The organism is uncultured Stenotrophomonas sp. (genome assembly GCF_963519925.1).
GTDB classification, from domain to species: domain Bacteria; phylum Pseudomonadota; class Gammaproteobacteria; order Xanthomonadales; family Xanthomonadaceae; genus Stenotrophomonas; species Stenotrophomonas maltophilia_AE.
On the sequence record NZ_CAUQPH010000001.1, the window covers coordinates 1 to 14,207 of the forward strand.

At 62.1% G+C, this 14,207-nt stretch carries 11 protein-coding genes and 1 pseudogene; 8 read left to right on the top strand and 4 right to left on the bottom strand.

All coding sequences use genetic code 11. The features are described 5' to 3' along the window. Nucleotides 1-293: 293 nt before the first annotated feature. Complete coding sequence (gene rplS, locus RWO33_RS00005) at nt 294-701, top strand: 50S ribosomal protein L19 (protein ID WP_145478223.1); 408 nt, start codon at nt 294-296, stop codon at nt 699-701. Between the two features lie 236 nt (nt 702-937). On the opposite strand, the gene RWO33_RS00010 is transcribed toward rplS, so the two are convergent. Then, nucleotides 938-2,404, bottom strand: coding sequence for an MATE family efflux transporter (locus RWO33_RS00010; RefSeq protein WP_314100761.1), 1,467 nt, complete (start codon nt 2,402-2,404; stop codon nt 938-940). Between the two features lie 151 nt (nt 2,405-2,555). Between RWO33_RS00010 and RWO33_RS00015 the strand changes: the two genes are divergently transcribed. Then, complete coding sequence (locus tag RWO33_RS00015; protein WP_083214258.1) at nt 2,556-2,789, top strand: hypothetical protein; 234 nt, start codon at nt 2,556-2,558, stop codon at nt 2,787-2,789. A 9-nt stretch (nt 2,790-2,798) separates the two neighbouring features. After that, entirely contained in the window at nt 2,799-3,209 is a 411-nt protein-coding gene (locus RWO33_RS00020) for a S4 domain-containing protein (protein WP_145478221.1), read from the top strand. A gap of 172 nt (nt 3,210-3,381) precedes the next feature. Here RWO33_RS00020 and katG read toward each other — a convergent pair. From katG to mutS, 3 genes and pseudogenes are all read right to left on the bottom strand, one after another. Further along, nucleotides 3,382-5,606 (bottom strand): annotated as a pseudogene (gene katG, locus RWO33_RS00025) (catalase/peroxidase HPI). Between the two features lie 174 nt (nt 5,607-5,780). Next, on the bottom strand, nt 5,781-6,392 hold the full coding sequence (locus tag RWO33_RS00030; protein WP_314101043.1) for a DUF937 domain-containing protein: 612 nt from the start codon (nt 6,390-6,392) through the stop codon (nt 5,781-5,783). Between the two features lie 233 nt (nt 6,393-6,625). After that, nucleotides 6,626-9,217: a DNA mismatch repair protein MutS gene (gene mutS, locus RWO33_RS00035; protein WP_314100763.1), complete on the bottom strand. Its 2,592-nt coding sequence runs from the start codon at nt 9,215-9,217 to the stop codon at nt 6,626-6,628. A 225-nt stretch (nt 9,218-9,442) separates the two neighbouring features. Here mutS and RWO33_RS00040 point away from each other — a divergent pair, with 225 nt between their 5' ends. The 5 genes from RWO33_RS00040 (at nt 9,443) to RWO33_RS00060 (ending at nt 14,178) form a co-directional block, all read left to right on the top strand. Then, nucleotides 9,443-11,308: an integrase family protein gene (locus RWO33_RS00040; RefSeq protein ID WP_314100764.1), complete on the top strand. Its 1,866-nt coding sequence runs from the start codon at nt 9,443-9,445 to the stop codon at nt 11,306-11,308. Then, complete coding sequence (locus RWO33_RS00045) at nt 11,308-11,718, top strand: hypothetical protein (RefSeq protein WP_314100766.1); 411 nt, start codon at nt 11,308-11,310, stop codon at nt 11,716-11,718. Before RWO33_RS00040 ends, RWO33_RS00045 begins: the two co-directional genes overlap by 1 nt. Nucleotide 11,719: 1 nt before the next feature. Next, nucleotides 11,720-12,460: a hypothetical protein gene (locus tag RWO33_RS00050; protein WP_314100768.1), complete on the top strand. Its 741-nt coding sequence runs from the start codon at nt 11,720-11,722 to the stop codon at nt 12,458-12,460. After that, a complete protein-coding gene (locus RWO33_RS00055; protein WP_314100769.1) occupies nt 12,447-12,938 on the top strand; it encodes a helix-turn-helix domain-containing protein in 492 nt (163 codons plus the stop codon). The genes RWO33_RS00050 and RWO33_RS00055 overlap by 14 nt, the downstream gene beginning before the upstream one ends. Before the next feature lie 1,015 nt (nt 12,939-13,953). Further along, nucleotides 13,954-14,178 (top strand): hypothetical protein, encoded by a 225-nt coding sequence (locus tag RWO33_RS00060; RefSeq protein ID WP_282257797.1) that lies wholly within the window; start codon nt 13,954-13,956, stop codon nt 14,176-14,178. The last annotated feature ends 29 nt before the right edge of the window (nt 14,179-14,207 follow it).

The window sequence follows — 14,207 nt, forward strand, 5'->3', positions numbered from 1 at the left end:
GGCGGTGTTTGTTTTAAACGATAGGGGCCCCGCCCCCCCCCCGGGGGCCCCGCCCCCGCCCCCCCCCCGGGGGGCCCCGCGGGGGGGGGGCCCCGGGGGGCGGGGGGGCCGGCCACCGGCCGGCGCTACCGGACTGGTAACAGATCCAGAAACTGGTTAAAATCCCGGATTCCCATCAGGCCTCACCGGCCCGATGGCAGGAATCCCTACAAAAAACGTGCAGCACAGTCCGGTGACTGCATGAGCCCACGTTGTCGAACGACACGACCACCCGAACTACTATCGGTGCACCCATGAGCAAGCTGAACAAGACCATTCTTTCGGATTTCGAATCCGCCCAGATTACCCGTGAGCTGCCGCAGTTCAGCCAGGGTGACACCATCGTCGTCAACGTGAAGGTGAAGGAAGGCAACCGTGAGCGCGTGCAGGCTTACGAAGGCGTCGTCATCGGCACCAAGAACGCCGGCCTGAACTCGGCTTTCACCGTCCGCAAGATCTCGCACGGCTACGGCGTCGAGCGCGTCTTCCAGACCCACAGCGCCATCATCGACTCGGTCGAAGTGAAGCGTCGTGGTAAGGTCCGCGCCGGCAAGCTGTACTACCTGCGTGGCCTGGAAGGCAAGGCTGCCCGCATCAAGGAAGATCTGGCTGCTGCAGCGCAGGCCAAGGCCGCGCGCCTGGCCGCCAAGGCTGCCCAGTAATTCCGGCGTGGGGTACCGACCAACGGTCGGTACCTACCCAACCAGACGGCCACCTTCGGGTGGCCGTCTGCGTTTCAGGCCCCGTGGGACACGCATGGCGTGTCGCTACGCGGTGGGGCGTCGTGCGTTGCGTTTTGGGTTCCGTGGGACACGCATGGCGTGTCGCTACGCGGTGGCGCGTGGTGCGTGGTGCGTTGGATGGTCGCGTAGGGACACGCCATGCGTGTCCACGCCATCTAACCGCGTTCGACCCCGGCAATCGGCGGTGCGGGATCGGCGACCGGCGACGGCGGCGATGCCGGAATTTCCGCGGGGGCCGCCACTTCCTGGCGATGGGCAGGCAACATGCGCGCCTTGCGCCAGCCGCCCCAGCGGTAATACGCCAGTGACATCAGCATCGCGCAGAACGAGCTGACCGGGAAACTCCACCACACCGCATCGGCGCCCCAGCGGTCCTGCAGCAGCTCGGCGAACGGGACCCGGATTCCCCACAACGACGCGGCCAGGATCAGCAGCGGCGGAATCACCGCGCCGGTGGAGCGCACCACGCCGGAGATCACGAAGTTCACGCCGAAGAACAGGAACGACCACACCGCGATGTGGTTGAGGTGGCGCGCCACGTCCAGCGCCGCGCTGCCGCTGGGCAGGAACAGCGCCAGCGTGTAGCGGTCGAGCAGGATCAACGGCAGGATCAGCACGCCGGTGAGCAGGAAGTTGTACAGCACGCCGCTGCGCGCGGTCCCGCGCACGCGCGACCAGTTGCCCGCGCCCACGTTCTGCGCTGCCATCGACGAGCAGGCCGCACCGATCGCCATCGCCGGCATCTGCACGTACGTCCACAACTGCAGTGACGCGCCATAGGCCGCTGCGGTATCGGTACCGTAGCTGTTGACCATGGTCATCATCATGATCATCGACAGCGAAATCAGCACCATCTGCAGCCCCATCGGCACGCCCTTGACCACCAGCGCGCGCAGGATCTCCAAGTCCACCTTGAACAGGTGCATGTCCTTGCGCCCCAGCCACAGCACATGGCGCTTGTTGCGCATGTACCAGAGCAGGCCGGCCAGCGACAGCGTCTGTGCGATCAGCGTTGCCCACGCCGCGCCGGCGATGCCCAGCTGCGGGAACGGCCCGATGCCGAAGATCAGCAGCGGATTGAAACCGATGTCCAGCACCACCGACAGCAGCAGGAACCGGAACGGCGTGCGCGAATCGCCCACGCCGCGCAGCGCCGAGCTGAGGAAGGCGAACGCGTACAGCGTCGGCATCGCCAGGAAGATCACCTTCAGGTAGGCCTCGGCCAGTGGCAGCGACGCGGCGGGGGTGCCCATCGCCGCCAGCAGCGGGTGCGACAGCCACCAGCCGGCTACCGCGATCACCACCGACAGCCCGATGAAGAAGGTGGCACTGGTGCCCATCACCCGCCGCGCCTGCGGGATGTCGCGCGCCCCCATCGCCTGGCCGATCAGGATGGTGGCGGCCATGCCGATGCCGAACACCGACCCGATCAGGAAGAACATGATGTTGTTGGCGTTCGCGGTCGCGGTCAGCGCCGCCTCGCCGAGGAAGCGCCCCACCCATATCGCATTCACCGACCCGTTCAGCGACTGGGCGATGTTGCCGGCCAGGATCGGCAGGGCGAACAGGAACAGATTGCGCCCGATCGGGCCGGTGGTGAGGTCAAGCGGCGCTTTGGCCATGTGCTATGGAGATCAGGCGTGGACAGCGGCACACTAGCACCACGCCCATCAACGGGATATTGCGATGCGCCACTCCGCGTCCCACTGCACGACCGCCGCGCCGGACGTTCCGGTCGCGCGCCGGCGCCCGACCCGTCCGGCTGACCGGTTCATCCCCGCCGTGCTGGCGCTCTTGATTGCCGCCGCGCTGCCCGCATGTTCGAGTACGGATGACCGCCTGCGCGACGCGCAGGTACGGCCCATGGACCGACCCGAATGCCAGGTCGGCAGCCAGCGCCGCGATCTGGATGCGGGCGTGCCCGTGCTGATCGGTGGCACCGGTTGCCGTGGCAACCCGTCGGCACCGCAACCGCTGAATCGACGACCGGCCGAGCCGGGGAGCTGAACCACCCGCATGACAGAAGCACAACCGTTGGTCGCCGCCTCCGTGCGGCTGGACGTGTGGCTGTGGGCCGCACGCTTCTACAAGACCCGCAGCCTGGCCAAGCAGGCGGTGGAAACCGGCAAGGTCGACGTGGCCGGGCAGCGGCCGAAATCCTCGCGCGCGGTGCGCGTGGGCGAGCAGCTGCAGATCAGCCGCGGCGATGAGGTGTATGACGTACAGGTGCGCGGCCTGAGCGACCTGCGCGGCCCGGCGCCGGTGGCGCAGCAGCTGTACGAGGAAAGCGAAGCCTCGCGCGCGCGAAGGGCGGAGCAGCGTGCGCAGCGCGCGGCCATGAAGAACGGCTACCTGCCGCCGGAGCATCGCCCCGACAAGCGCGCGCGCCGACTGATCAAGGCCCTGGGCGATCTCGACGCCATGTGATGCACGGGCGCGACGTAACACGGTGACGCAACGTGATGCCGACGCGCGAAGCAACACGGTAGCGCCGGCCGTTGGCCGGCCCAAGCGGTTCCAATGCAGGCCAACGGCCGGCGCCACCGCAACAACTCCCGGGTAGCGCACGACCGTTGGTCGTGCGCCCGCAGAACCGTAATCACCGGTGCAGATCGTACCGGTCCAGCTCCATCACCCGTGCCCAGGCAGCGACGAAGTCATTGACGAACTTCTTTTCGCCATCCGCACTCGCATACACCTCGGCAATCGCACGCAGCACCGAGTTCGAGCCGAACACCAGGTCGGCGCGGCTGCCGGTCCAGCGCTTGCCGCTGCCGTTGCGGTCCACGCCTTCATACCCATCGCCGCTGGCCTTCCACTGCGTGCGCATGTCCAGCAGGTTGACGAAGAAGTCGTTGCTCAGCGTGCCCGGTCGATCGGTCAGCACGCCCTGCGTGTTGCCGTCCACGTTGGCGCCGAGCACACGCAGGCCGCCGACCAGCGCGGTCAGTTCCGGGCCGGTGAGCGTCAGCAGCTGCGCCTTGTCGATCAGCAGCGCTTCGGCGGGCACGCTGTAACGGCCCTTCACGTAGTTGCGGAAACCATCAGCGTACGGCTCCAGCACCGCGAACGATTCCACGTCGGTCTGGTCCTGGCTGGCATCGGTGCGGCCCGGCGTGAACGGCACGCTGACGTCGTGGCCGCCGGCTCCACGCCGACGTTGCCTGCCAGCACGATCAGGTCCGCCAGCGACACCTGCGCGCCGCCGTCACCCTTGAAGCCGGCCTGGATGTTTTCCAGCGCGGCCAGCACCCTGGCCAGCTGCTGCGGCTGGTTCACTGCCCAGTTCTTCTGCGGGGCCAGGCGGATGCGCGCGCCATTGGCACCGCCGCGCTTGTCCGAGCCGCGGAAGGTGGACGCCGAGGCCCATGCGGTGGAGACCAGCTCCGCCACGCTCAGCCCGGAAGCGGCGATCTGCTGCTTGAGCGTGCTGATGTCCTGCGCGCTGATCACGGTCGTCGGCGCGTCCGGCACCGGGTCCTGCCAGATGAACGTTTCCGCCGGCACTTCCGGACCGAGGTAGCGTGCGCGCGGGCCCATGTCGCGATGCGTCAGCTTGAACCAGGCGCGCCCGAACGCATCGGCAAACAGCTGCGGGTTCTCCAGGAAGCGCCGCGAGATCTTCTCGTAGGCCGGGTCCATGCGCAGCGACAGATCGGTGGTGAGCATGGTGGGGCGGTGCTTCTTCGAGGGGTCGTGCGCGTCCGGAATGACCGCCTCGGCGTCCTTGGCCACCCACTGGTGCGCACCCGCCGGGCTCTTGGTCAGTTCCCATTCGTTGCCGAACAGGATCTCGAAGAAGTCGTGGCTCCACTGCGCCGGGGTGCGCGTCCAGGTGACTTCCAGGCCGCTGGTGATGGTGTCGCCGCCCTTGCCGCTGCGGAAGCTGTTGGCCCAGCCCAGGCCCTGGTGTTCCAGTCCTGCGGCTTCCGGTTCCACGTCCACGTTGTCGGCCGGGCCGGCACCATGGGTCTTGCCGAAGCTGTGGCCGCCGGCGATCAGCGCCACGGTCTCTTCATCATCCATGGCCATGCGGCCGAAGGTGTCGCGGATGTCGATGGCGGCCTTGATCGGGTCCGGATTGCCGTCCGGGCCTTCGGGGTTCACGTAGATCAGGCCCATCTGCACGGCGGCGAGAGGGTTTTCCAGATTGCGCGAATGGATGTCGCCGTCGGCGTCGTCATCGGACACCAGCACGCCATGGTCTTCGACCACGCCCTCGGAGCCATGCGCATAGCGCACGTCGCCACCCAGCCAGGTGGTTTCGCGGCCCCAGTACACGTCCTGGTCCGGTTCCCAGGTATCCGGGCGCCCGCCGGCGAAGCCGAGCGTCTTGAAGCCCATCGACTCCAGCGCGACGTTGCCGGTGAGGATCAGCAGGTCGGACCAGGAGATGGCCTGGCCGTACTTCTGCTTGATCGGCCACAACAGGCGGCGCGCCTTGTCCAGGCTGACGTTGTCCGGCCAGCTGTTGAGCGGGGCGAAACGCTGCTGGCCACGACCGCCGCCGCCGCGCCCGTCGCCGATACGGTAAGTGCCGGCGCTATGCCAGGCCATGCGCACGAACAGGCCGCCGTAATGGCCGAAGTCGGCCGGCCACCAGTCCTGCGAGTCGGTCATCAGCGCGGTCAGGTCGGCCTTGAGTGCGGCGTAGTCGAGCCCGGCGAAGGCCTTGGCGTAGTCGAAGTCCGCATCCAGCGGGTGCGAACGGGACGAATGCTGGTTGAGCAGGTCAACACGGAGCTGGTTCGGCCACCAGTCGCGATTGGTGGTGGCATCGCCGACGAGGGCGTGGTTGAACGGGCACTTCGCTTCGCTTTTCATGGGCTGTTACCTGTGGACTGGCGAATGAGGGAATGGCCTCTCGGGGGAGACGCAGAGGGAGCGCCTTTACGTTAAGCAGGGTGGAGTGATTGGTAAAAGTGAATGATTCAACCGAACCGATAGGGTGGGACTATCAAACCGCCGGGCGGGCTGGCCCGGCGCGTGCGGTCACGCTCAGCGCTTACTGAGGAAGCCCAACACGTCCGTCACATCGGTCTTTCCATCGCCATTCTGATCGAGCATGCCGCCCAGCAGACCGCCGATGCCACCACTGCCAGCAGGCGGTGCTTCCTGTTCGAGGGCTTGGCTGAGTTGGCCGGCATTGCCCTGCTGGGCGAACCGTTGGGCCAGGAACGACATTACGATCGGGGCCAGGATCGCCAGCAGCTGGCCGGAGCGACCGCTGTCCAGGCCGGTCTGCTGGCCCAGCGCCTGCGCGGCCTGCGGGGTCTGGCCGCCAAACACATGGCCGAGGATACCGGCACCGTTGGTGGCACTGCCGCCGCCACCGCCCAACACCGCGCCGAGGATGCTGCCGAGGTCGAAGCCTCCGCCGCCGCCGCCGCCGCCGGCCAGGTGGTCCTTCTGAAGCGCATTGAGCAGCGACTGGGCGCCTTGGGGCTGGCTGGCATTCCTGCCCAGTGCGCCCATCAACAGGGGCAGGGCTGCGGTGACCGCCTGCGACGCCTGGTCCTGGTCCAGCCCGAGCTGCCGGGACACCTGCTGTACGCCGGGACCCTGCAGCTGCGACAACAACGTTTCGGTGAGCGAGTTCGTATTCACGATCGACTCCTTTGCCCCGGGATGGGGCCGCCGGAGCATAACGCCGCCTGCACGAAGAAAATGCGAAGCCTTCACGCGGGACGAGAGCCTGGTAGCGCCGGCCGTTGGCCGGCCCCAGGATGGCGTAGGCCGGCCAACGGCCGGCGCTACCGGGGCTCACAGCCCGCGAAGGCGGTAGGTCACGACCGTTGGTCGTGACGCCTGACTGGTAGGTCACGACCGTTGGTCGTGACGCCTCAAACCAGCGCCTTCAACCGGTACAACGCCTCCAGCGCCTGCTTCGGGGTCAGCTCATCCGGATCCAGCGCGGCCAGGGCCTCCTGCGCCTTGGTCGAGGGCGCGGTGAACAGCCCGAACTGCTGCGGCGCGTCCAGCGCCTGCGGGGCCATGGTCGCGGCCACGGTCTCGCCGCCCCGCTGCTCCAGTTCGGCCAGCCGGCGCCGCGCCTGGGCCACGGTGGCACGCGGCAGGCCGGCCAGCGCCGCCACCTGCAGGCCGAAGCTGCGGTTGGCCGGGCCGTCCTTCACCGCATGCATGAACACCAGCGCCTCGCCATGTTCCACCGCGTCCAGGTGCACGTTGGCGATGCCGCTGGGGCCGCCCTGGTGCTGCTCGTCGGCGAGTGCGGTCAGTTCGAAGTAGTGCGTGGCGAACAGGGTGTAACAGCGGTTCTCGTAAGCGAGGTGGCGCGCCACCGCATCGGCCAGCGCCAGGCCGTCGTAAGTGGAGGTGCCGCGGCCAATCTCGTCCATCAGCACCAGCGACTGCGCGGTGGCGTGGTGCAGGATGTAGCTTGTTTCGCTCATTTCCACCATGAAGGTGGACTGCCCGCGCGCGAGGTCGTCGCCGGCGCCGATACGGGTCAGGATGCGGTCGATCGGCCCGATCACCGCCCGACTGGCCGGCACGAAGCTGCCGATGTGGGCCAGCAGCACGATCAACGCGTTCTGGCGCATGTAGGTGGATTTACCGCCCATGTTCGGACCGGTGATCACCAGCATGCGCCGGTCCGGATGCAGGTCCAGGTCGTTGGGTTCGAACGGCTGCTCGCGCACCGCTTCCACCACCGGGTGGCGGCCGCGCTCGATGCGCAGGCACGCGCCGGTGTCCAGTTCCGGGCGCGCCCAGTCCAGCGCCTGCGCGCGTTCGGCGAAACCGGCCAGCACGTCCAGCTCGCTGAGCGCGGCCGCGCACTGCTTGAGCGGTTCCAGTTCGCTGCCCAGCGTGTCCAGCAGCTGTTCGTACAGCAGCTTCTCGCGCGACAGCGACCGTTCGCGCGCCGACAGCACCTTGTCTTCGAACGACTTCAGTTCTTCGGTGATGTAGCGCTCGGCATTGGTCAGGGTCTGGCGGCGGGTGTAGTGCACCGGTGCCTTGTCGCTCTGGCCCTTGCTGATTTCGATGTAGTAGCCGTGCACGCGGTTGTAGCCGACCTTCAACGTCGCGATGCCGCTGCTGGCACGTTCGCGCTGCTCCAGGTCGATCAGGAACTGGTCGGCGTGGGTGGACAGGCGGCGCAGCTCGTCCAGTTCGGCGTCGTAGCCTTCGGCGATGACGCCGCCATCGCTGAGCTTCATCGGCGGAGTGGGGGCGATGGCCGAGGCCAGCAGGTGCGCGCATTCGTCATGCGAACCCAGCGCGTCGCGCAACGCCACCAGCCGTGGCGAATCCAGCGGCGCCAGCACCGCGCGCACCTCCGGCAGCAGGCCCAGGCCGTCGCGCAGGGTGGAGAAATCGCGCGGGCGCGCCGAACGCAGCGCCACGCGGGTGAGGATGCGTTCGAGGTCGCCCAGCGCACGGAACGCCTCGCGCACATCGCCGTCGGCACCGCGGTCGATCAACGTGGCCACCGCGTCGTGGCGCTGCACCAGCACCTCGCGCAGGCGCAGCGGGCGGTGCAGCCAGCGCCGCAGCAGGCGCCCGCCCATCGGCGTGACCGTGGTGTCGAGCACACCCAGCAGCGTGTTGCGGGTGTCGCCATCCACGCGCGTGTCCAGCTCCAGGTGGCGGCGCGTGGCCGCGTTCATCGCAATCGCTTCGCTGGCGTTTTCCGTGGCGATGGCGGTCAGGTGCGGCAGGCGTTGCTTCTGGGTTTCTTCCACGTACCCCAGCAGTGCGCCAGCCGCCGCGGTGGCGCGCGGCTTGTCGTCGATGCCGAAACCGGTGAGGTCGTGCAGTTTGAAGAACGCCAGCAACTGCCGGCGACCGCTGTCGGCGTCGAACAGCCACGGCGCACGGCGGCGGATACCGCTGCGCTGTTTCAGGAAGTCCGGCCAGTTCTCTTCGTCCGGCACCAGCAGTTCGGCAGGTTCCAGGCGGGCCAGTTCGGCTTCCAGCGCGTCGTCGGTATCGACCTCGTTGACCAGGAAGCGGCCGCCGGCCAGGTCGGCCCAGGCCAGCCCGTAGCCATTCTTGCCGCGCGACAGCGCCATCAGCAGGGTGTCGCGGCGCTCGTCCAGCAGCGCCTCGTCGGTGACGGTGCCGGGGGTGACGATGCGCACCACCTTGCGCTCCACCAGGCCCTTGGCCAGGGCCGGGTCGCCGATCTGTTCGCAGATCGCCACCGACTCGCCCAGCGCCACCAGCCGCGCCAGGTAGCCTTCGTAGGCATGCACCGGCACCCCGGCCATCGGGATCGGCGCGCCGCCGGAGCTGCCGCGCTGGGTCAGGGTGATGTCCAGCAGCCGCGCCGCCTTGCGCGCGTCGTCGTAGAACAGCTCGTAGAAGTCGCCCATGCGGAAGAACAGCAGCAGGTCCGGGTAGTCGGACTTGGCTGCAAAGAACTGCTTCATGGCGGGTGTATGACTTTTCAAGTCATTGTTTTGCATAGAATATATCGGAAATTCAACAGGTTATACGGCGGTGGCGGGTGACAGCTTGAGACAGTTCGGGACGACTTTAGGCGACTTGCGCAGCGAAAAGTGTCCATGCAGTGTCCACAGAAGCTCACGTGCCCCAAAGCGTGTGTCCATGGGCGTCCAGCATAGTAAGGTAGGCGTGTGCTGGGGGGCCGTGGACACATCTCATGGCGTTCAATGACAAGGGTGACAGAGATGAGCAAACAGGGATACCGGCTCAACGAGCGGCAGTTGAGAGCACTGACAACGAATGAACGGCCGACACTGGATAAGCAGGGGAAGACGGTCATTGAGCCAAATCCTGACCCTAAACCCTACCGCTTTCAGGATGGAACACCTGGGGCTCCCACCGGCTTTGGCATCTACGTTGGGAAGAGCGGAAATTCATATGAGATCCGCAAGAGAGTCGGGGAGCGCGGGGTACGCCTATCGCTGGGTTCTGTCGATGACATGACAATTGCCCAAGCTCATGAAAAGGCCCGTGCGCAATTGGCGTACATCATGGAGACAGGGGGCGAGAGCCCTAAGCGCCGGGACGAACAGATCCGCCGCGAAACAAAAGCAAAGCACATCACTGTGCGTGAATGCCTGGAGCGTTACATCCAGCGCATGGAAGCACAGGTGGAAACGGGTAAGCGCAAAGCCAACAGCGCAAAAGCTATTCACAACAGTCTCGCCCGCCTCGCGCGCGACGAGGTCGGCTTAGCTGAGTTGCAGATCCGTGATTTGAATCAAGACCAAATCGCGAGTGCTTGGAATGCTTTGCGGACATCGGCGATGCTTAAATCAAATCGCATTCCGGCCGACATCAAGCCATTGCTTGCAAAAAAAGAGAAGTGGTGGGCGCTAACCATGGACGAATACACCGCAATGGGGTTGAGCGGGAAATACGTACAGCGGGCAAAGTCGGCGGGTATTGAGGCCGTTGAACACACATTTGCAGATCTCAATCGAGCCATTGAACTGGTTCTGCGTCAAGAGCGTATGGACGCGCAGCGCGAGGGGCGAAAGGTGGTAATTGAACACAACCCCGTTGAAGCGTTGTTTGATTTGGAGTTGTGGCGGGGGGCAAAAGAAAAGCGCGAGCACTATCGAAAGGCGCAAGTGCGCAATCCATTGGGCAAGGAGGATGGATCGCTGCCCGCCGTTCTCAAAACATTGGTGTTCCGCCGCAATTTGCAAAACAAGCACAACGCTGTTGCGGTTGACTATTTGCTTCTCACATTGCTGTGGGGCGCGCGTCGAAATGAGGCGGCGCAATTGCAGTGGTACGATAAGGCCAGTAAAGACGACATTGCGAACGAAAGAGTATCGTGGGTGTGGCTTGCAAAGTCACACAGTGAAATCAACCCGACCACGAAACGTCCTGGCTCGCAAGTGTTTTTCCACGATACAAAGAATGGCGAAGTGCGCTTCTTGCCGGTTGCATATTTTGCCGAGCGCGTGTTGATCCAGCGCAGGCAAGATGCCATGGAAATCGAGCAGCAATTGCCGACAGACCTTGCGCGCGCCGAGCAGGGTGTTCGTGAAGTTAAAAAAGAAACGAGTGACTACATGCGTATTGCCAAAGCTCAGCGTGAGGTGCACCGCGTTGAGCAAAAGGCGGACCGAATGAAATGGGTATTTCCCGCGCGTTCCACACGATCTAAAGATGGGTACTACAGTGACAGCAAGTCCATCATTAAAAACGTCCGCGTGGACGCCGGGATGTTGGATTTGCGCCAAGAGATCGATGTTGGGTTGACACCACATGATCTGCGCCGAACGCTGGGACGCTTTGCAGAAGCACTTTTGACTGGTCGAATTGTTTCAGACATGCTTAACCACAAAGTTCACAACGGGACGGCAAACGTTACTGATCTGTACAATGAGCAGGAATGGGGTGTGCTGCGTGATGCCTTTGCAAAAGTGGAGGAGGTAATGATCTCCACCAGTCCGCGCGTGTGGAACATTTTGAAAGGGACAGATAGGCCTTTTTTGGATGAAGTCAACGACGCGCCCCCTGCTGTGCATTCGGGTCAGCGTGGCCGCAAAATCAAGGACGATAGCGAGGAAGAATGATGGATAGCCTGTTGTTGGTTCAAGCAGCGTTTGAAAAAAAGAAGTGCAGAGATCACACGGTTGAAGAATTGCGCGTGCTTTACAGCGACGTGCGGGATTTCAAGCGTTTGGTTGAGGATGCGAAAAGGATGGATAAGCGAACCGCTGACACAACTTACACAGCCTTTGCCCATTCCAGATTTCAAGAGTTGAGGCGGAACTTTAGCGTTCTTGATGAGCGGCTTAAGTTGCTCGACAATGACGACATACGAAGGTCGCGCAGCTGGATCTTGGAGAACTTTTCCAACGCACTGACCGTGAAGCGCAAGAACAGTCTCACAGGTAAGATGGGCGCGGTGATTTCGAGCCTGTCGTGCATACTTGACGAAATTCAAAGCATTGGCATTGACTTGCAAGTTCAGGAGATTTGAATTGAACGACATCACAATTCAGCGCGATGGACCGCAGTATCAGTCATTACGCAACGCTGCACTTGAAGAAGAGATTGAGCGTGCACGGGCTGGATCAATTCAATCGGTAGGCCGTGAAGCAGCGGCGTTCTATCTCAAGATCCACACCCGCACGCTCTCGCGTTACAACGCACAAGGCATTGGTCCGAAGTCCAACAGCCTGAGCAGCGGAGGAGGGATGGGGCAATCGGCCAAGGTGTTCTATCGCCTTGAGGATTTGGATGAGTGGCGCGAGGGTCTTTCGTCCTCATCATTCAAAGAACGCAAGTTGAAGATGGAAGCCGGAGCAAAGCACAAAGAAGTGGAAACACTGCGACTTGAGATCGAAGTCAAAGAGCTCAACGCAGAAGTCGCTCGACTTAAAAGGCTGTTGTCCAAGAAATCAATGGGCTTTGCTGGGATCCACGACGCAACCGCAGATATCTCTTGGGTGCTGGACGAGCAGGGACGCGTCCTGGGCACGGTATACGACCTTACCGACACGCAGGTGCAGTCCGCGCTCAGGAAGGCGCAGGTTGAGCACCTGACGGCGCTGGAAGCCTTGGAGCTGCAGTGGGCTGATATCAATGCGTTCGTGCAGTGGGCAGAAGCCGTCCATGTTGCTCTGACCTCTGGAACGCAGGATTTGGACGAGTTGCGCGTGTCCAGGGTCCAGCGGCACGAACTGATGAGTCACGTTGGATGCGGCGATGGCGAAGGTTGACGAACAACAGCGCCAAGCGCTGGCCCAAGCACCTGGGGATCTTCACCTTACCGCTGCACAAGCCGCTGTGTTGATGCAGGTCAGCACCAAGACGTTGCAGCGCCTGCGCAATCAAGGTATGCCGCCGCCGCCCATCGGGGAGCGCCCTGCACGCACTGACGAGCGTTGGTCCACTACGCCAGTGCGCTATAGAAAGAGCGACGTGGACGCATGGCTACAGCATCCCGTAATGCCCAGCGTGCAATTGCATGCGTTCCAAATGGCAAACGGGATCATCGTGAACAACACAAATGTTCTGGACGACAGCACAGTTGTGGGCTGTATTTTTGATTTGCTCACAGAGTGTGTGTGGGGTACCACAGAAATGATGATCGAAGCACAACAGGCGTTGTTGGATGAGCAACAGCAGCAGCGTGATGTGGTGCAGGAGCGTATTGCTGCGCAGGAGAGGAGCGTCATCACGAACGCATTGAGATAAGGCGGCGTTAAGCCCCAGTCCCTAGTTGTCCCTTGCAGTCCATTGCAGCCCCCAATTTGGGGGCTTTTTTTTTGTGGCCGATCAACTGCTGCATGCGCATCATATTCACTCCTCAACTGCAAAGGATATACGAATGGCCGTTTACAGCTTTTTCTGTGGAAGCAAAATTGATGCGCACAATAAATCGTCGGCTGAATGGATGGCGTTGTTCGCAGCAAGTGATGCGGCGTTTGTGGCCGCAATTAAGGCGTTCTCAACGCACGACCATCCAACTCCGCAAATTCGCAGCAGGCGCATTAGGTTCTTGATGCGGTATACGCGGTGCACGGTGTCGCCAGACGACAATTGGGTGCGCTACTACATTCGTCACTCGGACCGATCATCTATTGTCCAGGGGTTTGGAGACTACTGGGAGCATAACCGGAATAATTTTTTTCAAAAATAGTGGCTCGAAAATGGGGTTAGTTGAAAAACGCAATACAAATTATTCATTAAGTAGGGTGATTCAAATGTGACCCTACTCAATGAAATCATTGTGGCAGTAAGGCTGTAGGTAATGAGTTGGTGAGTGGGGTGATTGTTGAGATATATATAAGGAAAAAAGCAGAAATAAGCCATAATGACGTATTCAAATGAAAGTTTAATTGAGTTGACCCTACTCACCCTACTCAAATTGTTTAAAAGATATATGTGGCAATGGTTTTGGATGAGTAGGGTGATTTCTAAAGACCCTACTCAACCCCTACTCATTGCCCTACTCACGCAATATTTTGTCTTGCAGAATATAGGGTAAAAATCGGCTGATCCTTACTGCTGCAATGGATTTGGGCTGTTGTTTGTGGATTGAAAAAAAACGGCCGCAAAAGTGACGGCATTTGACATGATATTTTGATTTGAAAACAATCCGAATCCTTTGTGGTCTAAGCCTTTTGAATTTTGTCTTGCAAAATACTATTGACAAAAGGAAGTTATGTATTAAAACAAATTCATGTTTGAATTATTTCGGAGGATGTATATGGGCGATGTTCTGCAATTCACCGTGGCGAAAAAGCGTAAGCCATACCGGCGTCGCGCTCGCCCACAAAAGGTCAGTCGCACAATGCGGTTTGATCAGGAGAAGTTGGCTTTATTAGAAGAAGTTGCACGGCGCAGCGGAATGACGGTTTCACAATACATCCGTGAGCTTACCGACTTGGCCGTGCGTGACACTTGGCTGTTTGAGTCCACCAAAAAAGCATAAATAAACCGCTTGGCTGCTACCAAGCGGTT

What these genes read in the sequence shown, in the direction of transcription:
- RWO33_RS00055 (WP_314100769.1), top strand. Translation starts at nt 12,447, where the DNA reads ATGGCGAAGGTTGACGAACAACAGCGCCAAGCGCTGGCCCAAGCACCT.
- RWO33_RS00045 (WP_314100766.1), top strand. Translation starts at nt 11,308, where the DNA reads ATGGATAGCCTGTTGTTGGTTCAAGCAGCGTTTGAAAAAAAGAAGTGC.
- RWO33_RS00020 (WP_145478221.1), top strand. Translation starts at nt 2,799, where the DNA reads ATGACAGAAGCACAACCGTTGGTCGCCGCCTCCGTGCGGCTGGACGTG.
- RWO33_RS00010 (WP_314100761.1), bottom strand. Translation starts at nt 2,404, where the DNA reads ATGGCCAAAGCGCCGCTTGACCTCACCACCGGCCCGATCGGGCGCAAT.
- RWO33_RS00040 (WP_314100764.1), top strand. Translation starts at nt 9,443, where the DNA reads ATGAGCAAACAGGGATACCGGCTCAACGAGCGGCAGTTGAGAGCACTG.
- mutS (WP_314100763.1), bottom strand. Translation starts at nt 9,217, where the DNA reads ATGCAAAACAATGACTTGAAAAGTCATACACCCGCCATGAAGCAGTTC.
- RWO33_RS00060 (WP_282257797.1), top strand. Translation starts at nt 13,954, where the DNA reads ATGGGCGATGTTCTGCAATTCACCGTGGCGAAAAAGCGTAAGCCATAC.
- rplS (WP_145478223.1), top strand. Translation starts at nt 294, where the DNA reads ATGAGCAAGCTGAACAAGACCATTCTTTCGGATTTCGAATCCGCCCAG.